The organism is Spirosoma panaciterrae DSM 21099 (assembly GCF_000374025.1).
Taxonomy (GTDB): domain Bacteria; phylum Bacteroidota; class Bacteroidia; order Cytophagales; family Spirosomataceae; genus Spirosoma; species Spirosoma panaciterrae.
Genome location: NZ_KB893195.1, coordinates 277085 through 299434, shown reverse-complemented (window position 1 = coordinate 299434; position 22350 = coordinate 277085). Strand labels below are relative to the sequence as shown.

Annotated in this window: 16 protein-coding genes; 3 read left to right on the top strand and 13 right to left on the bottom strand. The window is 52.0% G+C overall.

The features are described 5' to 3' along the window. Nucleotides 1-3 precede the first annotated feature (3 nt). The 9 genes from B153_RS0122025 to B153_RS0121985 form a co-directional block, all read right to left on the bottom strand. A complete protein-coding gene (locus B153_RS0122025; RefSeq protein ID WP_026262359.1) occupies nt 4-2145 on the bottom strand; it encodes an outer membrane protein assembly factor BamB family protein in 2142 nt (713 codons plus the stop codon). Between the two features lie 116 nt (nt 2146-2261). Beyond that, nucleotides 2262-3311: a glycoside hydrolase family protein gene (locus tag B153_RS0122020; RefSeq protein ID WP_020598913.1), complete on the bottom strand. Its 1050-nt coding sequence runs from the start codon at nt 3309-3311 to the stop codon at nt 2262-2264. A 36-nt stretch (nt 3312-3347) separates the two neighbouring features. After that, entirely contained in the window at nt 3348-5822 is a 2475-nt protein-coding gene (locus B153_RS0122015; RefSeq protein WP_020598912.1) for a glycosyl hydrolase, read from the bottom strand. 240 nt (nt 5823-6062) lie between these two features. Continuing rightward, on the bottom strand, nt 6063-8525 hold the full coding sequence (locus tag B153_RS0122010; protein WP_020598911.1) for a hypothetical protein: 2463 nt from the start codon (nt 8523-8525) through the stop codon (nt 6063-6065). A gap of 8 nt (nt 8526-8533) precedes the next feature. Beyond that, nucleotides 8534-9649 carry a DUF4249 domain-containing protein gene (locus tag B153_RS0122005; protein ID WP_020598910.1) on the bottom strand — a complete coding sequence of 372 codons (1116 nt, stop codon included), beginning with the start codon at nt 9647-9649 and terminating at the stop codon, nt 8534-8536. Between the two features lie 14 nt (nt 9650-9663). Next, nucleotides 9664-10779 carry a DUF4249 domain-containing protein gene (locus B153_RS0122000; RefSeq protein ID WP_020598909.1) on the bottom strand — a complete coding sequence of 372 codons (1116 nt, stop codon included), beginning with the start codon at nt 10777-10779 and terminating at the stop codon, nt 9664-9666. A 1-nt stretch (nt 10780) separates the two neighbouring features. Next, complete coding sequence (locus B153_RS0121995; protein ID WP_020598908.1) at nt 10781-13552, bottom strand: TonB-dependent receptor; 2772 nt, start codon at nt 13550-13552, stop codon at nt 10781-10783. Continuing rightward, nucleotides 13549-14283: a hypothetical protein gene (locus B153_RS0121990; RefSeq protein WP_020598907.1), complete on the bottom strand. Its 735-nt coding sequence runs from the start codon at nt 14281-14283 to the stop codon at nt 13549-13551. The genes B153_RS0121995 and B153_RS0121990 overlap by 4 nt, the downstream gene beginning before the upstream one ends. 152 nt (nt 14284-14435) lie before the next feature. Next, complete coding sequence (locus B153_RS0121985; RefSeq protein ID WP_020598906.1) at nt 14436-14840, bottom strand: VOC family protein; 405 nt, start codon at nt 14838-14840, stop codon at nt 14436-14438. A gap of 84 nt (nt 14841-14924) precedes the next feature. Between B153_RS0121985 and B153_RS0121980 the strand changes: the two genes are divergently transcribed. The 3 genes from B153_RS0121980 to B153_RS0121970 are packed head-to-tail and all read left to right on the top strand — an operon-like array spanning nt 14925 to nt 17624. Beyond that, on the top strand, nt 14925-15401 hold the full coding sequence (locus B153_RS0121980; protein ID WP_020598905.1) for a RidA family protein: 477 nt from the start codon (nt 14925-14927) through the stop codon (nt 15399-15401). A gap of 2 nt (nt 15402-15403) precedes the next feature. Then, on the top strand, nt 15404-16519 hold the full coding sequence (locus B153_RS0121975; protein WP_020598904.1) for a D-TA family PLP-dependent enzyme: 1116 nt from the start codon (nt 15404-15406) through the stop codon (nt 16517-16519). Between the two features lie 34 nt (nt 16520-16553). Next, a complete protein-coding gene (locus tag B153_RS0121970) occupies nt 16554-17624 on the top strand; it encodes a dipeptidase (RefSeq protein WP_020598903.1) in 1071 nt (356 codons plus the stop codon). 79 nt (nt 17625-17703) lie between these two features. Here the strand turns inward: B153_RS0121970 and B153_RS0121965 are convergent, their stop codons facing one another. The 4 genes from B153_RS0121965 to B153_RS0121950 all read right to left on the bottom strand — a co-directional run bounded on the left by B153_RS0121965 (nt 17704) and on the right by B153_RS0121950 (nt 22287). After that, entirely contained in the window at nt 17704-18510 is an 807-nt protein-coding gene (locus B153_RS0121965; protein WP_020598902.1) for a methyltransferase domain-containing protein, read from the bottom strand. A gap of 114 nt (nt 18511-18624) precedes the next feature. Continuing rightward, nucleotides 18625-19785: an aldose epimerase family protein gene (locus B153_RS0121960; protein ID WP_020598901.1), complete on the bottom strand. Its 1161-nt coding sequence runs from the start codon at nt 19783-19785 to the stop codon at nt 18625-18627. Between the two features lie 182 nt (nt 19786-19967). Next, nucleotides 19968-20666: an L-ribulose-5-phosphate 4-epimerase gene (locus tag B153_RS0121955; RefSeq protein ID WP_020598900.1), complete on the bottom strand. Its 699-nt coding sequence runs from the start codon at nt 20664-20666 to the stop codon at nt 19968-19970. Nucleotides 20667-20745: 79 nt separating this feature from the next. Further along, nucleotides 20746-22287: an alpha-N-arabinofuranosidase gene (locus tag B153_RS0121950; protein WP_020598899.1), complete on the bottom strand. Its 1542-nt coding sequence runs from the start codon at nt 22285-22287 to the stop codon at nt 20746-20748. Nucleotides 22288-22350 lie beyond the last annotated feature (63 nt).

The following is a 22350-nucleotide window of genomic DNA, read 5'->3' as shown; positions in this document are numbered from 1 at the left end:
AAATTAAGGAAGAGCAAACGCTACGTAACTGTCGCCTTTGGGCGCACCGAGTTTGGTGCCGCCACAAGCCAGGGCAATATACTGTTTTCCGTTGACCGAGTAGGTACAGGGCGTAGCAAACGAGGCAGCCGGGAGCTTCGTTTGCCAAAGGAGCTTCCCGGTTTTCCGGGCAAAAACCCGCAGCATGGTATCTTTGGTTCCGGCAATAATCACCAGCCCACCGGCGGTAACAACCGGGCCACCGTAACTTTCCGATCCGGTTGGTTCTTTCGTATTGAGTTCGGGGTAGTTGCCTAATACGGTTTTCCAGACGTATTCGCCCGTATTCAGATTGATGGCATTCAGGGTTCCCCAGGGTTGTTTCATGGCCGGGTAGCCGTTCTTGTCCAGAAACTTACTGTACCCCGAAATCTGGTACGATGCTTTCGGTTGCGTTTCAGCTGCTTTTCTGGATTCCGACGAATTCGTCATGCCGACTTCCTGCTTTTCTTCGCCAAACAAAAAGGCCAGCAGTGCCTGCTTTTGCATATTCGACAAACCGGCAAAGGCAGGCATCATGCCTTTACCCGTTGATACGATATTATCAACATAGGCCCGGCTCCGTCGTTTATGAATGTCGACCAGTGAAGGGAACCCACTGGCTGGATTGCCTTTTCGTTCGGCACCATGACAGGACGCACAGGTCGTTGTATATACCCGCTGGCCCGGACTCAACTGCGCAAGCTGGTCGTTCGACATCTTTTTGTCGAGCGAAATCAACCAGGCCATCTCGTTGCTGTTGAGGTACATAATGCCGTCAGGATCTACACCGGCTCCGCCATACTCTGCTCCACCATCGAGCCCAGGGTAAATGATGGTGCCCCGCTTGCTGAGGGGAGTGAAGGGCCCTTCGTTCCGGCTTCGGCGGAGGCTTTCGACCAACTCCTGCCGATTGGTGGCTAGCGGGTTAACATCGGTTTCGGAGAAGGTTTGTCGGGCATACGGGGCTGGTTTGGTTGGAATGGGCTGGGTTGGCCAGGCTTTTTCGCCCTCAACATCCGAAGCTGGTACGGGTACTTCGTTGATAGGAAACAGCGGCTTGCCCGTTACCCGGTCAAACAGAAAAATATATCCCTGCTTGGTGGCCTGTGCTACGGCATCAATTTTCTTCCCGTTGTGAGTGACTGTCAAGAGGTTGGGCGGGGCAGGGGCATCGCGGTCGAGAATGTCGTGGTGAACAAACTGAAAATGCCAGAGTCGTTTGCCCGTTTTGGCCTCGAGCGCAAGCAGACAGTTGGCAAATAAATTCTGGCCGAGTCGGTTACCTCCGTAAAAGTCAAACGCAGCCGAGCCCGTGGGCACAAAGACAATCCCCCGTTGTCGGTCGATCGCCATACCCGACCAGTTGTTGGCGGCCCCTACGTCGGTATTTTTGTAGGTATCTTTCGGCCAGGTGTCGTATCCAAATTCGCCCGGATGCGGAATCGTATGAAATACCCAGGTCAACTGACCCGTCCGAATATTAAACGCCTGGATATTCCCTAAAGCGGCATCGGCTCCTTCCGACAGGCGCATCGGCATAATGATCAGATCACCATAAACGGTGCCAGGCGTGTTGGAGATAACAAATTTATCGGCTGCCGTTGGGCCCAGTCCTGCTTTCAGGCTTGTTCGCCCCTGCTCCCCAAAGGATAAAACCGGTTTGCCCGTAGTAGCGTCAATGGCATACAGCCAGGAACCCCGTGTGAACAGAATCCGTCGATCCGATCCACTTTCCCAATAAACAACCCCTCGACTAGTACTCTGCGAACGGACAGAACCTTTCAGTCCGGTGGTATCCTGCCAGGTCCAGCGTTTTTCGCCTGTAGCGGCATCAATGGCAAACGGCTGTGTGGTGGCGGTCATGCCATACAAAACCCCATTCTTGACAATCGGATTGCACTGAACCTGCCCCGAATCCAGTGTATGATATTGCCAGACCATCTTTAGTTGGCTCACATTACTGGTGTCAATCTGAGTAAGGGTTGAATAATGGCTGCGGTCAGGCCCCCCCAGATACTCCGCCCAGTCATCCCCAGAACTGGGTGGCTCAACCGAGGATCGTAAGGCGGCTACTCCGAATACAGTAATCGCTGCAAAAGTGAGCGGAAGGTAAATACGTTTCATAGGCAGAGAATGGCGAAATCGGACCGCCGAAGCGGAGCGAAAGAGTGAAAATGCTGACGCAAGCTTTTTTTCGCTCATTCACTCTTTCGCTCCGCTTCGGCGGTCCGATTTCGCCATTATATCATTTTGAAGATAAAAGGCGATGAGGTCATGTATTTACCGCCCTTGGCTGCGGCAAACAGATAACGTGGCCGACCATGCTGCAAAAGCAGTTGGGGGTGCTCCAGCCGCCCGTGTTGACTTCCCTGATTAGGCGCGGCAGCCTCTTTTACGTAGTCGCTGACGGGTCCGAACGCAACGCTGGGTTCCTCCCAGTGAATACCATCCTGCGAATCCAGATAGAGCCCTGCATCGGTACGATGAACGCCCCTGTCGCAGGTAAGCATATTGAATCGACCCCGCTGCAACCAGATGAAAACATCTTCAGTCTGTGCGTTTTTGCCCTTGGCCGAAAAGTCGATAATGGGCTTTTTTCTATAGCGTCGGTAGGGGCCCAGGAGCGAATCGGCAGTGGCCAGCCCATACATCTGATTTCCAGAGCTGGCAGAGCTAGCCGTTTTCCACGACTGGTAATAGAGCCAATATTGGCCATTAGGATGTTGGATGAAGGCCGGATTCGTGGTGCAATGGTCATCCCAGGCACCCGTAGGGCCAGGGCTAAGCAACGGGGTGTCGGCCCGTTTCCAGGGGCCTTTCAGGGATTTGGCCGTGGCTACACCAATGCGTTGGGTGTCTGTCTGGCCGTTGGCATTGCCCGTATAAAACAGGCAATATTTGCCATCGACATGTTGAATATGAGGGGTGTGACAGGCTGTGGCATCCCAATGGCCCGGACGAGGTGCCAGGATGGTTTCGACATATTCAAATGGCGATTCGGGCGTTTTGGCAACGGCATGGGCTATTTCTGAACCGTTGATCCAGCCGTCTGCTTTTTGGTCGGCAGGCCAGCGAGAGTAGAACAGGTGGACACTACCGTTGGGACCATAGATTGGGCTATTGGCCGATGCATACCAGTCAGGCGATTCCAGTGTTCGACCAACGGGTTTGAGATGCTTATTGAAGTCGGCGCGATTATCATCGAAAGCCCATAATCCCAATTCATCCGCAACGGCCTGCGTGAATGGGAGGATAGTTAATCCGGTCAGAAAATTTCGTCGAGTCATCATAGTTATTTTGGTGTTTACGGAAAACCGAATCCCAATTCATAACGAACCAATGGGGGTTAGCATTATTGGCCCCAGCAAGCCAGACGGTTGGGCATCCCACCGGGTAGCATCGAAAGGACGGTAACGAATGTCGACGATGTTGATGTCGTAGAACTTCTTCCAGCCCGGATTCAGCCGGTCGTAGCGTCGCATGTAGTTGGCTGATAAGTTCGTTACGTCGATTTCCAGTTTGTTGCCAGTCGGTTTCAGGAGTGATGCGGGAAACGTTAGGCGGAACGGAATACACCAGGCCGTACCAACTGGCTGCCCGTTCAGCCGCACATCGGCTACTTCCCGCACATCGCCCAGGTCAAGTTGATAGGTCGACGCGTTGGCATTTGTGGGCAAATCGAAGGTGGTGGTGTATCGGGCTGTACCCCAGAAATAACCGGCCGAGTCGGAAAGGGTTGTCCAGGAAGTCAGAGCAGGTAAGGCGGCTTCAAGGGTAAGGGCGGGGCGACCTTTGAGAAACTGCACCTGCCAGGGATTGGAGAGCGGAATAGGCTTTGTCGATGCGCGGTTAACTACTTGGTTTTGCTCGGCTGAACTCATCAGGGTGGGATGACCAGGAACCACGTTGATAAAGCAAGACTGACCCGGTTCCAGGGCCAGAAATACCTCGGTTCGGCCATTTGATTCTTTACGAGCTGGCAACGTCTGGGTTTGGTCGGTCAGTGGGTCGTAGCGAAAGACACGTCCCTGTGCTGAAAATTTTACCCAATTCTGGCGGAACTGGTTGCCAAGATTGGTGATAAAATACTGGGTGGTGTCGCCCCGGTGTTTGCGGATGAATGAAAGCCCTTCTGCCGCCCACGATTCGACCCGTATGCCTGTCTGGGTCAGCGTTTTGAAAATATCCTGACTTATTGTGACGGTCTTTTGCTGGCGCAGCGCCTTGCCGATTTGCTGAACCTCGGCTGATCGGCTCTGGTGGTTATAAAAGCCCGGGGCCTGCTGGGGCAACTGGCTATCAAAAAGAATCCGGGCACCCTGCCGAGCCAGGCGGTCAAGCAGTCGGAGCGAGGATTCGGGCAGGTACGTTGTGCGGGGAATCAGGATGGCCTGATAAGTTGCCCCACCGGGCGTATGAATACCCTGTTTGTTGATCGTCAGGCTTTTTAGGAGTTCGTCGGATAGGTAATCGAACGCGTAGCCGCGCTGGCTCAACTGTTCGCACAAGCGACCGAAGGGCTGAGGAAGCAGCCATCGCTCCACATGGTGCACTTCCAGTTGATGGATACCACCTGCCGATTTTGCCCGCGTGCTCCACAGATCATGAATCGGGAAATAAATCAATAGATCATTATCGGGCTTACTCGCTTGCAGACGGGTCTGGCAGCGTTCGATATAGCGATTGAGCAGGGGCAAATGAGGCCAGAAATGGGAGCTTGGGCCGTAGTTGGTCGACGCATAAAACAGCCAGCCGGGCGAATCCACCTGGGGCCAGCCTTCCGATGGGGGCGAATAAGGAGTGCCGTGATAAAAAATATGGTTAATGCCAGCCGCCAGCAGTTCATCGACCTGCGGTTTGATCTGCGACAGCGACACCTGAAAATGATTGGCGAGCCAGGTCGTCGTTTCGGAGCTGACCAGCGGTTTGCCCAGCAGATGAGCCGCCGACGAGGCAAATTTCATCGCCAGCGGATTCGGGGTTCCGAACCGATCTACCTCATAGTTGGCATCGACGCGCAGGCCCGGAATTGGAAATCGGCTCGACCCGAACGACTCCGTTTCGGGAATGTCGGCTCTGGCGTACAGATCGATCAGATTGCCGGGGGAACCATGAGCCTGATTGCGGGATAAATACCCTGCCTTCGTTGCCCAGCCTCCCCAGGGCTTGGCAAAACCATCGAGCAACAGTTCGGATAGGGTCTGGTGATAATCCTGATGAACGAGAATACTGGCTTCCGATTGGGTGGTATCCAGAAAAGCCGCGAGCTGTGTGTGCAGATCGTACCCACGACGGGCTTTAAATTCGGTCAGGAAACGATCGGTCCAGTTGGCCCCAAATACTTCGTAGGAGTCGTTATAGACGGCTCGCGGTCGTTCGGGCAAACGGGTAAGTGTGGAGTCGAATCGTTTGAGGTAGTACTGAACAGCCGCCGAATTGAAATAGTCGATGACCAGTCCCTGACCACCAGGAGCCGGGCGTTTTACCTGTTGTTTGGTCGGTACGGCAATCAGCTTTTCATTCGTCAGTTTCCATTCTTTGGCGGCTATATCGTTCGATACGCCTGGCCCACCGAATGGCCAGCCTGTTCCGGTTGTCAGGTCGACTCCGATGCCCAGCCGTTTCCCTTCCCGAACGGTATGGGCGAACACCGCCAGCCAGCGGTCGCTCAGGAAAGGGATAAACTGCTTTTCAAACCCTTTAACTCCATAAATCGGGATGATGTGAACCCCACCCAGCCCGGCTTCGGCAAACTGTTTGAGTTGGGTGGTGATGTCGGATTCGTTGACGGCATTGCCCATCCACCACCAATAGGTCCATGGCTTCGTTGTGTTGCCGATTGCTATCTGTGGTTTTTTGGGGGAGGATGGCTGGGCGAAGGCAGGGGTAAACCGGGCCCACAGCAAAAGAGCCGTTAGGGCTATACATACGTTTTTCATGAAAGGTCAGAATCTGAACTGACAAAGTACTAAACAGAAGCCGGGTTACCGTACTGTACTCACCTAGTTTCGCGTTCATGTTCCCCCTGAGCGAGGCAAAATCTACTTCGGATTATTTTTTACGTCGAACGTAAATCGTTGAAAACCGGCCTGACCTTCTCGGGTTAGGCCATTCACGTCAACCAGATAAGTGCCGGTTTGGTCGGAGGTGTAAAAGTCAGCCTGGGCTTTGCCCTGAGCGTTGACTTTCCAGTTTGGATTCCAGTAGAGTAGCGTTCGTCCGTCTGGTAGCCGACCGGACAGTTGTTTGGCGGAGGCACTGGCAGGGCGGTCGTAGCGGGGGGCGAAAAACTCCCGTTGCAGTTGAAGACCGTCGTAGTCGAGTCGTACCAGCCGGTTATCGAGCGGGAATCCGGCCAGATCGCCTTTGTAGGTCATAAAGCTGATGATGCCGCTGAATATAGCCGGACTCATCAGGTAGAAGTTGGTAACAACGTCCAACTGCTTCACTTTTAAGGGGCTGAACTCAATCACTTTGTCCATATCGAACACGGGTATTCCATCGATCAGGACCAACGCCGGATTCTCGAAGATGGCCCGGTAAGGTTCGTTGAGTACGTTCAGAACAAAATGCCCCTGACGTTTGCGGGGCATCACACCCAGTACATATTCACGCAACACTTCCTCCATGCGCGGAAAACGGGTGTAGGCATCGAGCAGGTACGACTCTTTCGGCTTTGCATAAAACGCGGCACTGTCGACAGCGGGGTATTTGTATTGAATAGATCGGTCGCCCCAGTAGGTCGATTGCACCTGCATAGCTACGCTTCGACTGGTCAGCGAAGCTGCCTGGGATTCGTTGGGAAGTTGATCGGCCCATTTGTATGTCGATGGCATTTCGCTAAACGGACTGTTAATTGTCAGTTTGGCGAGGCTATCCTGCGGACTGGTCTGGGCAATCAGGCTTTTCGGCCCATAAAAATCCTGCACTTCATACAGAACCCGCCCGGCCGTATCGCTTAGCGAGACATACAGACGAATGGGCTTTCCGAGGGTTGACAGATAGGTTAGCTTTCTTGGTACGGGCTTTCCGGTTGCCGGGTCGGTAAGCGTTCCACTGACGGTTGGGCCACTGTATTCAGGAATGAACGGAAACGAAGCGCGTGCCGCAGGACGTAACACATCGCTCCAGCGGAAACGTCGCCAGCCGTGGGTCAGCATCAGGTTGTCCGTGGCCTGGGCTATTTCCGGGGTTTCGGGTTGGCTATAATATTCTGGCGATTCAATGCCGCCCTGCAAATCAGAGGTCATTAGTAAATAGCTCAGAATGTTGTCGGTAGCGGGCGCACTCAGGGAATCGAGCCGGTACACCGCCACTGACAAAGCCGTTTGCGTTGCCTGAGAAGCCAGCGCCTGAACGGAGGCTTCCAGGGTTACTTTGCTGCGGGATGCATACTGAGACTGGTCTGTTTTGAGGGCGATATGGAGTGGTTGATCCGGACGTTTGAAATACAATCGTTCACAAACGGGTTTTTGCTGGGCATCGAATAGCGTCAGGTGCGAAATGCCATCACCCAGGGCTTTTTTGTCGATCTGAAACGTGGTTTGTCGGTCAATGGGATGGGCCTCGGCCAGTTTGATGGCCTGTCGGGTATGGGCGAACAGATAGACCGTCGAAGGACTACCCACGTTGGTTGCAACAGTGACCGTAAGCCGATTGGGGTTACTATCATCCAGTGTCATCACATAGCCCTGTGGCTGAATCGTCGGTAGGGAACGGGTAAACTGCCGCCCTGTTTCATCGCGGAGAAGTACCCGGTAGGTAGTGGGGCTGGCTGGGGTAAATGTAAAGGTGCCGAGGCCAAATTTATGCGACGAAAAGGTAGTTAGCGTATCGTTTCGGTTGTTGAGTACCCAGCCCCGAACTGCCTGCCCCGTTCCTGACGCATTGACCGCCCGAAACGCGACCTTACTGGAAAGGCCATCCACGAGGTTCCCCCCTTCTGGAAAAAACTGAATGTCCAGATCGGCTACACCGGCCGTTGGAGAGAGAGTCATCGGCTTGAACGGATTGACAATCGTAATCGCCTTTTCGAAGAAGTAGCTGGCCGGGAAGTTTTTCATCCAGTTGGTATAGGCCCGCATCAGATACGTCCCCGAATTGAGCGACGAAGGCAGGAATAGTGTACCGTCTCCGCCGTTGGTGGCAAGGGCTATTTTGGTTTGGAGTACTGATTTCTGCTCTTTGTCCAGTAGCTCAACGTAGGCTACCTTGCTCAGATCCAGTGGTTTGTGAAAGCTGCCATCGACGTAATAAATCTTGAACCACATCGTCTCGCCCGTCAGGTAAAAGCCCTGATCGGTATGTACGAAAATCTTCTCCTGGAGCGCCTGTTGCCGATACTGGTCAAATGATTGGGTCAGCGAGGCAGTCGAGCCGGAGGGCTGCCCAAAGCCCGGTAATGCACTGAAGGCCAGCCAACTCATGAACAGGAGCGAGAAGACGGACAAACGGGTCGTTCGCTTCGGGAGGGTGAGGATTTGAGCTAAGGTCAGGTGGTTCATGTGATGTCTTATTCCCAGAATGATGGCCGTTTATTTACCCCTTTGTACCGACAATCGACACAGGGAAACGAGGTTACTAAATATTGATTTTCGCCAAAAAGGCTGATAATGGCTGGTTGTTCCTTTAATACTTTCGATACTGAAAACGTATCGACCACACAGCCCGGATCGCCCGCATAGGTGTTGATATTCGGTAGCTGATCGCGCCGGATAAAAATACGTTTGGCTGCCACCGTGCCGACCCGGAAAAAGCCCAGCACCAGATCGCCCGGATTGTTACTGGCTCGCATGTTTCCGGTAATCTGGGAAGGTTGCGGGTCGAAAATAGAGCCGAGGTTTTGGGTGATCTTAGCCAGTTGATCGTAGTAGGCAAACCCTGCCTGGGTCAGCGCGTAAGATTTCACCAGCATACTGTATTTGATGCCCAGTTTACCCGACGTACCCGGCACTGAGGTTAGCGGAAACTGACTGACAATATCCTGGCTCAGCCGCTCGGTCGACGTGAGCATAATATTGGTCGAGTAGGTGGTATTCCAGCAGCGGTTGATGTTTTCTGATCGGTCGACAATCGTATTGTTCCTGATCTCCAGTTGGGAGTAATAGGGTGCCGTAAACTCCCAGGTTTCTTCAAATTCCCAACGGTAGTAATGGGTGTTATTTTTGGGATCGTGGGTGTTTACGCTGAACAGAACGTTGTTGGCTTCGGTATGCCAGCTAACGCTGTCGATAGCGGGCGTAGTAAGCACAGGTACATAGTCTGAGTAGTAGTCGGTCCCTTTGCTGGTTTTGATATGCAGCCGATAGGTTTCTCCAGCCAATGGTGTAACGCCCGATAGCGAATAGGCACCACTGGTTCCTTCTTTGAGTGTATAGACCGCCTTATTCTGGCTTTCGATCGTGACCAGCGCCTTTGTTTCGGCCGTTGGCGATTTCGTATCCGTCAGGTTCTGGGTGTGCGAAAGTTGGATGGTGGTCGTAGCCCCCGGTGCGCTATCGAAAAACCCATTGACAACCAGATAACTGGCGGGCGCAGCAACCTCCGGTGGCCGATAGGGATCAATACACCCGCTTACAAGCAGGAGCAAAGCCCAGCTAAGCCAGTATGTATGTGGGGTGTTGCGCATATGAAAACCCTCATTTACCAAAAACTCGGTCGTTGAATAACACCACCCCGTAATCGGCAATCGACGCAGGGTTGGCTAGTGGTTATATAACTGGCACTTGTGTAGGGACTAACGATACCGGGTTGATTCATTCGGACGTCGGCCGTACTTAACGTATCCGTATCACAGCTTCCCAATCCGTTGTTTGTGTACCAGTTGGGAAGCTGTGATTTCGAAATGAAAATCCGTTTGCTTTCTATCGTGCCGACCCGGAAGAAGCCCATCACCAGATCGCTGGAATTGGTCAGCGAATGGATATTACCAACAAGCTGGGTAGGTTGCGGATCGAAAATGGAGCCAATATTCTGCGTGATTTTGCCCAACTGGTCGTAATACGTGAATGCTTCCTGCGTCAGGGCAAACTGCCTGACCAGCATACTATAGCGGACACCGATCTTTAACGATGTACCCGGAATGAAGGTGAGCGGAAACCGGCTGACCACGTCCTGACTGAGCCGGACGGTGGAGAAGGTCATGATGTTGGTGGAGCTTTCGCTTCCCCAGCACGTATACACATCCTCCTGACGCGGAACAATCTGGTTATTTTTTATCTCATGCGTAGAGGTATAGGATGAATAATACTCCCAGGTTGCATCGTATTCCCAGCGGTAGTAGTGGGTATTATTTTTCGGATCGTGGGTATTCGCACTGATTTGTACCCCATCGTTTTCGACCCGCCAGCTTACACTATCGATGGGGGGCGTTGTCACAACAGGTACGTAATCGGAGTAGTAGTCGGTACCTTTGGCTGTCTTGATGTGCAGTCGGTAGGTTTCGCCCACCTGTGGGGTTACGCCGGTAAGGGTATACGACCCGGCGGTACTTTCCCTGAGCGTATAGACCGCTTTGCTCTGGCTTTCGATGGTGACCAACGCCTTTGCTTCGGCCGTAGGGGCTTTGTTGTCGGACAGGTTTTGTGTACGCGACAATTGAATGGTTGTGGTGGTGCCGGGAGCACTGTTAAAAAAACCACTCACCACCAGATAGCTATCGGGTGAGGTAATTTCGGGCGGTCGATAGGGGTCAATACAGCTACTAACCAGTAAAAGGAGCGCCCAGCCAACCAGTTTTGTATAGAATCGGCTTGTCATATCAAAACCGGAAATTATAAGTGACAGACGGAATGGGTTGCCCGAAAATGGATAGCTGATACCCATTGATCCGGTAACCTTCTGTTTTGAAGTAAACCGAGTAGGGATTATGTCGGCCCAGCAGGTTATAGACTGCAATGGTCCAGGAGCTATGCGCCAGTTTTTTAACCTTGTGATTCCCTTCAATATTCATGGCAAAATCGGTGCGGTAATAATCAGGGATGCGGTACTGATTCCGTTCGGAATAGAGCAGACGCGGTACACCATCGAGCACATACTTCGAAACGGGTAAGGTTATCGGACGGCCTGTGCTGTAGGTAAAGTTGAGCGATAGGCTGAACCGACGGTTGATTTTATAATTCCCCACCAGGGTTACATCGTGCGGTTTGTCGTAATTGCTTGGATACCAGCTTCCTTTGTTGATAATTTCATTGTTGGTAGCGTCGGCAGTCCGCAGCAGGGTACGGGCATAGGTGTAGCTCAGCCAGCCGTTCAGTTTCCCCGTCAGTTTTTTGACCAGAAATTCAATACCGTAGGCTTTCCCTTCCGCATTGACCACGTCGGTTTCAATATGGTGATTCAGAATCAGTTCGGCCCCACTTCGGTAGTCCAGTCGGTTCTGCATGGTTTTGTAATAGGCTTCTACCGACATTTCGATGGTATTGATCCGGTTGTTTTTATACAGGCCGATGGCATACTGATCGCCTACCTGCGGCTTGATATGTGGATCACTCAGTTTCCAGATGTCGGTAGGTGAAATGACGGTCGTGTTCGACAGCATCTGAATGTACTGGCGGGTCCGGTTGAAGCTCAGTTTGATCGAAGCCGTCGACGACAGTCCATACCGAAGCGCAATCCGGTATTCGGGGCCATGATAACTGGTGATCGATTTGCCGGAGCCGTAGTTCAGCGTATCGAGGATGGTGTTTTCGGATTTGGGTACGCCTGGTGCATATTGGTATACGGCATGAGGGCCCAGGTAGTTGTAGAACGAATACCGCAGTCCGGCACTGATCGACAGCTTGGGGCTAATATCGAAGCGATCACCCAGATAAATCGCACTTTCGAGTCCCTGTTCATCGGGTACCACGTCCGGTACAATCAGCGACTTTTCGCCCTTAGGTTGGAAATTACCGGGCGAGAGTTTGTAGTACGTACTGCTAATGCCAAAATCGACGGTATGCTGATTGGTCGGGAAAAAGTTAAAATCGGCCTTTACCTGCGATTGGTTGATGCCGAAGGTCAGATCGTAGGCATTGACGGGATTTTTATCGCTCGACACATGGTAGGTGTAGCCGCTGTAACTGCCCGTGAAAACACTGTAGAGCTTATTATTGAAAATGTGTTTCCATTTCAGCGTGGCTGTTTTGTTCTGATACTGGTACGACGTATCGCTGTTGAGCCGGAACTTATCATTGCTCAGATAGCCCGTGAAATACACCGTGTTTTTTTCGTTGGCCTCATGCGTGACGTGCAGGTTCAGGTCGTAAAACGAAGCTTTGCTGTTCTGAAACGAAGCACTTTGTAATTGACGCAGCAGCCAGTCGGAGTAGGTAGAGCGCACCCCGGCAATAAACGAGGTTTTGTCTTTAAAAATAGGTCCCTCCAGCGTTAGCCGACCCGTTAACAAACCAATCCCGCCCGAGCCGACAAATTTCTTTTTGTTGCCATCGCGGGTTTGCACATCCAGCACCGACGCCAGCCGCCCACCAAATCGGGATGGAATCGCACTTTTATACAATTCCGCACTTTTGATCATGTCGGGGTTGAAAGCCGAGAAGAAACCGAACAGGTGCGATGAGTTGTAAATCGTAGCGTCGTTATACAGAATCAGGTTCTGGTCGGTGGCCCCACCGCGTACGTTGAGGCCCGTAGAACTTTCGCCAACGGTTTTTACCCCTGGCAGGGTCTGAATCACCCGCAACAGATCCGCTTCGCCCAAAGCCGTTGGTACCTGCTTGATGCTCTTGATATCGATCCGTTCCTGTCCCATCTGAAGCCCCGAAATATTCTTGTCCTTTTCGGCTTCGATGACCACTTCTTTCAGGGCTATCACGTCATCTTCCATGTCAATATCGAGCTTCCCATCACTGTACAGGATAATCCGTCGTCGGGTATCTTTCATACCAATGCTGCGGATTTTGAGATCGTGCCGCCCACGGGGCAGGGTGATGGAGTAGTAGCCAAACTGATCGCTGACGGTGCCCTGACGGGGATTTTCGATATAAACAGCCGCGCCTACGACGGGCTCACCGGAAGCTACATTGCGGACAAAACCCGCCAGTGTCGAACGGCCCGGCCGGATCGGATTGGTTCGTTTGCCAATTTCGTAGGTTTTGGCTTCTGGCTCTGCCTGTACTTTTCGGCTACCCTGCGTCAGATAGGCGTTCAGTGTGGTGTCGGGCCCGGACGGTGCTCCACCCCGAAAAAAACCAATGGGTAAATCGGTACGAATAACCCGGTTGGCCGTGATGTAGACCCGTTGCTGCGCGTCGATGGCGTAGTTGTATTTGGAGCCATTGAACAACTGCTGCAACACCGTCCGAACCGGCTTATTCTCAACACGCATATCCACCAGGAAGCTGTCGACTTCGGCAGGATTGTAGAAAAACCGATAGGGGGTCTGTGCTTCGATGCGCTCCACAAACGTGTCGAAGCGGAGGTTTGAAAAATCACCGCTAATGGGTTTGTCGGCTAAGGTCTGGGATAGGGCCGCTCCGCCAGACCCGATCAGTAGCAGCCACAGAAGTGTAATCCGGTAAAGAGGGGTCATAATTGGTGCGTTAGTTCTTCATACTGCTGGGTCACCCGGCTGATCGTTTCTTCCCGCTGAAGGTCTTTGAATTTGAGTTGGTTAGACCGGATGAATTTTTTCAACTCCTTACTTTTATCGGCGAACACGTTCAGCACCGAGCCTTTGGTTTTGACCGAATGGTAAACCCCATCTTTCAGGATAAAGAATCGGTCCTGAGGAATGTAATCGGCTTTATAGGTACCACTCGAAATATCCTCGTGAATGGTTTTTACCCGCTGAACCAGCACCTTCACCGCGCCATTATGCAGCAGTTGGTAAAAACCAGTACGTACCCCCAACGCGCTGTCGCCCAGGATCTTTACAAAGCGATACGGGCCCATCGAAAAGGCGCTGACCTTATTGGTGTGAAGCCGAATCCGGTAGCCGCCTTCGGGAGGCTGGATAGACAATTCATCCCGCACAATGTCGTAAAGCATCGGCACATTGTGGTAATCGGTACCGTTATACGCGATCGTTCCACGCTGTAGGGTATCGACAGGGTAGAAGGGGTGAATTTTGATCCGGTGATCGTGCGGAATATACTCGTTGCCTTCGTATACGTGCTCCTGCCGATAAATAGCGCGTTCGTATAGACGAATAGCTTGATTTTTGGCACTTTGGATGAATACGCTATCTGCCTTGACGGATTGCCCAGACAGGTTGGTGGAGAGCAATAAGGACGCAATAAGAACGAGTGTGGACCAGCGCATGGAGTGTTGTTCGGGAGAGGAACGGTCGATAGGCAAATTTAAATGAATTTGTGAAATAGGGACTACTAAGTACTACAGAGTTAAGCAATTAATCGCATATGCTCATTTTCTGTTGATAACCCAAAAAAGGAAACCAGCGGTTTTCTCGTCAATCAGCCCTTGTTGGTTTCGTTGGGCTGAAGCAGGTCCCACAGATTACCATATAGATCGGCAAAGACGGCTACCGTACCATAGGCTTCGTCAACGGGCTCACGAACAAACTGGACCCCCTTGGCAAGCATGCGGTGATAATCCCGCCAGAAATCGTCGGTAAACAGAAATAGAAAAACGCGCCCGCCCGTCTGGTTTCCGACTCGGCTTCGCTGATCGGCATTCGTGGCTTTAGCTAACAGTAAACTGCATTCGTTGGCTCCGGGTGGCGCCACCAGTACCCACCGTTTGTCGTCGCCGAGTGGGGTATCTTCAAGGAGGGTAAACGCCAGTTTTTCGGTGTAGAACTGGATGGCCTCATCATACTCATCGACAACCAGAGCAATGTGAGCGATTCGTTGCTTCATAGTTTTTGAAATATGCGGCAAGATAGCAACCAGACGCCCGCTTTCGATTAAGTTTGCAGGAACTAAAAACTCTAAACCAGCCTCATGCAAGCGGAAATCTTATCTCCTGAAGCAGCCTTTGCCCAAACGGGTCTTTCTCTACCGCCAGCCCCTCAGCCATTGGGGGTGTATAAACCTTATTTAATCGACGGCAAGTACCTCTATGTGTCGGGTCATGGCCCCGTTCAGGACGATAAAAGCCTGATTATCGGCCGCATTGGCGAAGATATGGACATCGAACAGGGTAAGCTGGCCGCTCGTCAGGTTGGTCTGACTATCTTATCGACCATCCGAACTCACCTGGGTAGCCTTGACCGGGTGAAGCGAGTCATTAAGGTGCTGGGCATGGTCAACTGCACTGCCGATTTCGGTCGTCATCCGTATGTAATCAATGGGTGTAGCGAACTGTTTGCATCCGTCTGGGGCACCGAAAATGGTATTGGTGTACGCTCGGCAGTGGGTATGGGTTCGTTGCCCGATAATATTCCGGTTGAGGTAGAAGTTTTATTTGAACTGGTTTAGCCATGGAGCAGGTACCCTGGTATTCTATTGACGACCTATCGCGTCTGGACACGCCCGCGTTGGTGGTGTACCCAGATCGGGTAAAACAGAACATTGCCCGGCTCATCAGCACCGTCGGCGATATTAGCCGATTGCGGCCACATGTAAAAACGAGCAAATCGCGGGAAGCTGCCCACCTGTTGCTCGAAGCGGGAATTCAGAAATTTAAATGTGCCACGATTGCCGAAGCCGAAATGCTGGCGATGATTGGTGCGCCCGATGTGTTGCTGGCCTATCAGCCCAATACCACCAAGATTCACCGACTGATCGACCTGATTAAAACCTACCCGGAAACTCGTTTTTCGTGTCTGGTCGATAATCAGGATACAGCGCAAGCCCTATCGGACCAGGCGGTGGCGGCTGGGTTGGTCGTGCCGGTATATATCGATCTGAATGTAGGGATGAACCGTACGGGTATTGCTCCCGGAGAGGCTGTATTGACCCTTTATGCCGAGCTGGAAAAATGGCCGGGTGTGCAGCCCGTTGGCTTACACGCCTACGATGGTCAATTGCGAAACCCCGACATTGCTGCCCGAACGGCCGAGTGTGATGCTGGTTTCTGGCCGGTGCAGTTGTTGAGCGAAACGCTGGCCGCCAAAGGGCATGGAAAACCAATCATTGTGGCCGGAGGGAGCCCGTCGTTCCCGATTCATGCCAAACGTCCGGAGGTAGAATGTAGTCCGGGTACATTTATCTACTGGGATAAAGGCTACCAGACTATTCTGCCAGAACAGGCATTCCTGCCAGCCGCTCTGGTCGTTGCCCGGGTCATCTCTTTGCCAACATCCTCCAGAATTTGCGTCGATCTGGGGCACAAGTCCGTAGCGGCCGAAGGGGATTTAGTTCAACGGGTAACGTTCCTGAATGCCCCCGAATTGAAAGCCGCGGGTCAAAGTGAAGAACATCTGGTATTGGAAGCAGGCGAAGGCCATTCTTATAAGGTGGGCGACGTGCTCTATGGTCTTCCTAACCACATCTGCCCAACCGTGGCCTTATACGAACGAGCCTACACCATCGAAGACGGTACGATTACCGGCGAATGGCGGACCATTGCCCGAGATCGTACGATTGCTGTATAAAATAGTCTCCCGTGTCAAACCTGAAACAAGCTACATGTTTACCATAGATGCCCACCTTGATCTGAGTATGAATGCGATGGAGTGGAACCGTGATCTTCGCCAATCGGTGGAGCGGCTCCGCGAACGCGAAACCGGAATGACCGATAAGCCGGATCGGGGGAAAGCTACGGTTTCGCTGCCTGCACTTCGTCAGGGGAATATTGGCTTGGTGGTTGCCACGCAAATTGCCCGATTTGTGGCTCCCGGTAATCCATTGCCCGGATGGCAATCGCCCGAACAGGCCTGGGCGCAAACCCAGGCGCAGCAGATCTGGTACAAAACGATGGAAGAAGCGGGCGAGATGGTGCAAATTAAAGATCTGGCTGGTCTGGAAACCCATCTTGCGCTCTGGCATGACGGTACGCCCAATGATAAGAAACCAGTTGGGTATATCCTGAGCCTGGAAGGGGCCGATTCCATCATTACACCAGCCTATGTAGAGCGAGCGTATCAATATGGACTTCGTGCCATCGGACCGGCCCACTATGGCCCGGGGCGGTATGCGCAGGGAACGGATGCCACGGGCTTCATCGGCCTTGCCGGACGTGAACTACTCCGCGAGATGCAACGGTTCAACATCATTCTGGATGCTACTCACCTCTGCGACGATAGCTTTTGGGAGGCCCTCGATTATTTCGAAGGCCCGGTTTGGGCGAGTCACAACAACTGTCGGGCGCTGGTGAATCATAATCGACAGTTTAGTGATGAACAGATCAAGGAACTCATCGCCCGCGATGCCGTCATTGGGGGAGCACTGGATGCCTGGATGATGGTGCCGGGTTGGGTACGTGGCCAGTCAACGCCTGAAGGAACGAACTGCAATCTGGCTAAGATGATCGACCACCTGGACCACATCTGTCAGCTCGCCGGAAACGCCAACCATATCGGCATCGGTTCAGATCTGGACGGTGCTTTCGGAAAAGAACAGTGCCCTTACGATCTTGAAACCATTGCCGATCTGCAAAAAATCCCTGATTTATTGCGCCAGCGTGGCTATGCAGAAGAAGATATAACCAAGGTAATGCACGGCAATTGGTTGCGATTTCTGCGCAGGATTTGGAATTAAATAGCACGCAGATTTTTAGGATCGTTATGATTTACACAGATCTTAATTAATCATAATCATCCTAAAAATCTGTGTGCTATTAAAGCTGCTGACCTTCGACAGCCAGCAGATAAACCGTCATAGATTCGCCGACGGTGGCAATCCAGTTGTCGTAGTCAGCAATGGCTTCCAGGCGTTGATCTTCGGTGATATAGCCTGCCTGAACGAGTTGTGGACCCCGTAATTCGGCTACTTCCGACCAGAGCCGACTCGTTTGGGCAAAATCCGTGTCACTTCGTTTGGAAAGTTCAAATCGAGGTTCGATGCGTACGTCGGAAAATCCCAGTTGGTGCATCAGGCCACTCAGGTGATCGGCAATCGCATTATCGAAACCAGCATCCTGCCGCCATTGTAGGAAAGCATTGTAGAAGGTCTGCATGGAGGCTGGTGGTGCGGGTTCCCAAAGGATTTTTTCGTGATTATAATCCAGAATTGCCAGGTGGCCGCCGGGCTTAACAAGCCGCTGCATATTGGCCAGCGCTGTTTCGGGCTGGGCAAGCCATTGCAACGTACGGGCGCAGGTGACCAGATCGAAACGTTCGGTTGTTTCAAAAGTGTACACATCGCCCTGCTCAAACGTAATTCCGGGTAAATCGCCGACGTTCTGACGAGCCTGCGCGATCAGGGTTTCACTCGGGTCGATACCTAAAACACGGCCGGTTGGCCCGGTCTTCTCGGCAATGCTTCGGGTTATAGCTCCTGAACCACACCCCATATCCAGTACCGATAACCCCGGTTTCAGGTATTTCAACAGATTCCGGTTGGCGTTTTCAACCGTTCGTCGTTCCAGTACCGGATTATACGCTTTGGGCATTGTAGCCCGATTAGAGAGGGGTTGTTCGGCCATTGGATGGGATTATTATAAATGTAGAGACAGGGCCTGCCCTGTCTCTACGATGTTCTAACCAGGAATCATCCGGTATAAGGATCATCCGGTCAAGAGACGCGAGGTGTCACGTCTCTACTTTGTCGAAAACTGGTAAATCGTGGTGGTTTTATACGTTTGGCCCGGACGCAGCACAGTACTTGGGAAGGCCGGATGGTTTGGCGAATCGGGATAATGTTCGGTTTCCAGACAGAGCGCAAAGCGTTTTTTGTATGGGAACCCTTCCCGACCCGTTACGGAGCCATCGAGGAAATTGCCGGTATAAAACTGGATAGCGGGTTCGGTGGTGCGTACTTCCATCACCCGGCCGCTGGTTGGCTCGTATACCGTAGCCGCCAGTTTCAGCGAATCGCCCGAACCATTGAGTATCCAGGCATGGTCGTAACCCAGACCGTATTTGATCTGTACATCACTTGAATCGTTGATCCGTTTGCCAATGACGGTAGCCTTAGTGAAGTCGAACGGTGTACCGGCTACAGGCTGTAAGACGCCAGTCGGAATCAGGGTTTTGTCGACGGGTAAAAAGCGGTCGGCATTCAGGGTAAGTTCATGATCCATAACATCACGTTTGGCGCCACCCGTCAGATTAAAATAGGTGTGATTCGTCAGGTTAACGACCGTCGGTTTATCGGTAGTTGCCTGATAATCAATTTTGAGGGCGTTATCTTTCTGGAGCGTGTACGTCACCTCAACCGACAGATTGCCAGGATAGCCTTCTTCGCCATCTTTCGAGGTGTAGGTCAGCTTCAGGGCTGGCTCGTCACCTTCAACGGGTGTCGCTGTCCAGAGAACTTTATCGAAGCCAACGGTGCCGCCATGCAGGTGATTGCCGAAGTTGTTGGTTACCAGCGTGTAGTTTTTACCATCGAGGGTAAATTTCCCTTTGGCAATGCGGTTGCCGTACCGACCCACCAGCGCCCCAAAAAATGGGTTGTTTTTAACGTAGGAAGAGAGCGAATCGAAACCGAGGGTAACGTCTTCAAACTTACCCTCTTTGTCGGGAGCCGTTAAGCCCACGACAATACCACCATAGGTAGTAATCTTAGCTGTCATGCCCGACGCATTGTGCAGCGTATAGAGATCGGCGGTTTGTCCGTTGGGCAGTTGGCCGTACGTTGTTTTTTCAATGCCTGGTTTTTGCTCGTCGGCTTCTTTTTCTTTTTTAGACGTGCACGCATTCATAGTCATTAAGCCCGTTACGAGAGCCAGGGATAGGAATTGAGTGAATAATTTCATGAATTGATAAGGTGAGTTAAACCGATTAGTGAGTAAAGCGATTTGGGCGCTGATTCTATTCTTCTGTCATTTGTTTTTCACCGCAAGGGCGCGAGGGCGCAACGAATAAAATCGTTTGTCTTCCTTGCGCCTTCGCGTCTTTGCGGTGACCTTTAAAGGAGAATAGATCGGTTTTTATCCCTTTAACAACCTTGTCCGTAGTATGCATTTTTACCGTGCTTCCGCTCATAATGCTTGAGCCGGAGCGTGTCTTTAATGCGGGGGGTGTTGGGGTTGATTTGTAAGGTTAGGTACGCCATCCGCGCCACTTCTTCCAGTACGGCTGAGTTGTATACGGCTTTAGCGGCTGTTTTACCCCAGGTAAACGGCCCATGATTTTGCAGGAGTACCATTTCCATTTCGCTGTACGACAGCCCCTTTTGAGCGAATACGTCGAAAATCTGGTTGCCCGTTTCGTGTTCGTAATCCCCCTGGATCATCTCATCGGTCAGAGCCGGAGCACAGGGGATGTCCTGGTGCGTATGGTCGGCGTGGGTAGTACCAAAAATAGGAATGTCCATACCCGCCTGTGCCCAGGCTACTGCATGGGTGCTATGCGTATGTGAAATGCCCCCGATTTTATCCCAGGTTTTGTAGAGCAGCGCATGCGTTTTGGTATCTGATGAGGGGCGCATGGTACCTTCAACCACATTGCCTTCGTAATCGCAGATGACGATGTCGTAAGGTGTCAGTTCGTCATACGCAACGCCACTGGGCTTGATGGCAAACACCGCCCGGTCGCGATCGACGGCACTTACATTGCCGAATGTGAACAACACCAGCCCCAGTTTTGGAAGCTGCATATTGGCCTCATAGCATTCTTCTTTTAAGGATGTATACATGGTTAATGATTGAATTGTTGAATGATTGAATTGGTGAATGGCTTTAATTCAATCATTCAACAATTCAATCATTCAATCATTAAATTTCGAGGACCACCACCGAAACGGGCGGCAGGGTGACGGTTAGTTTATCGCCAGACAGTTTGGCGCCGGTGAAAGCAGCCGGTTTGATTTTGGTTAAATTCTCGAAGGTGTTATGGTCGCGAACACTGGCCGAATGCAGGATACGCCCAGAAACGTTAGTGCCGCTGATGCCTTTCAGGTCCACAGAAATTTCCTGCGCTTTACCCAGGTCGATGTTGACCAGAGAGATATGCACTTTACCCGCTTTATCGCGGGAGGCCGATACCGATACGGCGGGGAGCTTACCCTCGCTGGTCGAAAAATCAGCCGTTTTGATGTCGATAGGAAGCATGGTGGCATCCTGGTGAACGTTGTACATTTCCAGGACGTGATACGTTGGCGTCAGAATGATCTTGTCGCCTTTGGTCAGGATAACGGATTGCAGGACGTTGATGGCCTGCGCCAGATTGGCCATCCGAACGCGCTCGCAGTGTTTATGAAAAATGTTGAGCGTAGCTCCGGCCAGTACGGCATCGCGCATGGTGTTTTGCTGATAGAGGAAGCCCGGATTCGTACCTGGCTCCACATTGTACCAGCCTCCCCATTCATCCACGATCAGCGCAATTTTCTTCTCCGGATCGTACTTGTCCATGACGGCCGAATGCTTTTCGATCAGTTCGTCCATCAACAACGCCTGTTGCATCGTTTTGAAATACTCCTGATCGGTAAACTCAGTGGCCGAACTTTTCTTGCCCTCCCCCCACGACAATACCGAGTAGTGGTGCATGGCGATGCCTTCCATCAGCGAACCCGGAATATTCTTCATGAGCGTTTCAGTCCAGTTGTAATCGTTATCGCTGGCTCCTGAGGCAATGCGAAAAATCTTGCCATTGCCCACTCGGGTGTTCATGAAGGTGCTATACTGCCGGTACAGGTTGGCATAATAATCGGGCTTCATGTTGCCACCGCAACCCCAGGCTTCGTTGGCAACGCCCCAATAGCGTACATTCCAGGGAGCCTGGCGGCCATTTTGCTGCCGCAGGTTCGACATGGGGCTGTTTTTCTCGAAATTGACGTACTGCACCCAGTCAGATAGCTCCTGTACGGTGCCACTGCCCACGTTGCCCGCCAGATAGGGCTCAGTGCCGATCAACTCGCACATGTTCAGGAAGTCGTGCGTACCAAAGCTGTTGTCTTCGGTTACGCCCCCCCACCATGTATTGACAATTTTCGGACGTTTGGCTTTGGGGCCAATACCATCTTTCCAGTGATAGGTATCGGCAAAGCAACCACCCGGCCAGCGTAGATTCGGAATCTTTAATTTTTTCAGCGCATCGACCACATCCAATCGAACCCCGGCCTTGTTCGGAATTTTTGTGTTGGATTCACCGACGTAAAAACCGTCGTAGATACTGCGTCCAAGATGTTCGGCAAAATGGCCATAGATATGACGGCTGATGATGTGTTTGCCTTCGCTGCCATTGATGGTCACACTGGCCTGAGAAAAAGCCAGCAGGCTGTTTCCGGCAAACAGAAAGGTTAGGAATTGTTTTTTCATAGGGGTTTACAATTTTTAATGAGCGAAAGAGCGAAAGAGTGAATGAGTGGAGAAAATCGCTCT

Excerpts from the sequence above, each read along its gene's own strand:
- B153_RS0122025 (WP_026262359.1), bottom strand. The coding sequence starts at position 2,145 with ATGAAACGTATTTACCTTCCGCTCACTTTTGCAGCGATTACTGTATTC.
- B153_RS0122020 (WP_020598913.1), bottom strand. The coding sequence starts at position 3,311 with ATGATGACTCGACGAAATTTTCTGACCGGATTAACTATCCTCCCATTC.
- B153_RS0122015 (WP_020598912.1), bottom strand. The coding sequence starts at position 5,822 with ATGGGCAATGCCGTCAACGAATCCGACATCACCACCCAACTCAAACAG.
- B153_RS0122010 (WP_020598911.1), bottom strand. The coding sequence starts at position 8,525 with ATGAACCACCTGACCTTAGCTCAAATCCTCACCCTCCCGAAGCGAACG.
- B153_RS0122005 (WP_020598910.1), bottom strand. The coding sequence starts at position 9,649 with ATGCGCAACACCCCACATACATACTGGCTTAGCTGGGCTTTGCTCCTG.
- B153_RS0122000 (WP_020598909.1), bottom strand. The coding sequence starts at position 10,779 with ATGACAAGCCGATTCTATACAAAACTGGTTGGCTGGGCGCTCCTTTTA.
- B153_RS0121995 (WP_020598908.1), bottom strand. The coding sequence starts at position 13,552 with ATGACCCCTCTTTACCGGATTACACTTCTGTGGCTGCTACTGATCGGG.
- B153_RS0121990 (WP_020598907.1), bottom strand. The coding sequence starts at position 14,283 with ATGCGCTGGTCCACACTCGTTCTTATTGCGTCCTTATTGCTCTCCACC.
- B153_RS0121985 (WP_020598906.1), bottom strand. The coding sequence starts at position 14,840 with ATGAAGCAACGAATCGCTCACATTGCTCTGGTTGTCGATGAGTATGAT.
- B153_RS0121980 (WP_020598905.1), top strand. The coding sequence starts at position 14,925 with ATGCAAGCGGAAATCTTATCTCCTGAAGCAGCCTTTGCCCAAACGGGT.
- B153_RS0121975 (WP_020598904.1), top strand. The coding sequence starts at position 15,404 with ATGGAGCAGGTACCCTGGTATTCTATTGACGACCTATCGCGTCTGGAC.
- B153_RS0121970 (WP_020598903.1), top strand. The coding sequence starts at position 16,554 with ATGTTTACCATAGATGCCCACCTTGATCTGAGTATGAATGCGATGGAG.
- B153_RS0121965 (WP_020598902.1), bottom strand. The coding sequence starts at position 18,510 with ATGGCCGAACAACCCCTCTCTAATCGGGCTACAATGCCCAAAGCGTAT.
- B153_RS0121960 (WP_020598901.1), bottom strand. The coding sequence starts at position 19,785 with ATGAAATTATTCACTCAATTCCTATCCCTGGCTCTCGTAACGGGCTTA.
- B153_RS0121955 (WP_020598900.1), bottom strand. The coding sequence starts at position 20,666 with ATGTATACATCCTTAAAAGAAGAATGCTATGAGGCCAATATGCAGCTT.
- B153_RS0121950 (WP_020598899.1), bottom strand. The coding sequence starts at position 22,287 with ATGAAAAAACAATTCCTAACCTTTCTGTTTGCCGGAAACAGCCTGCTG.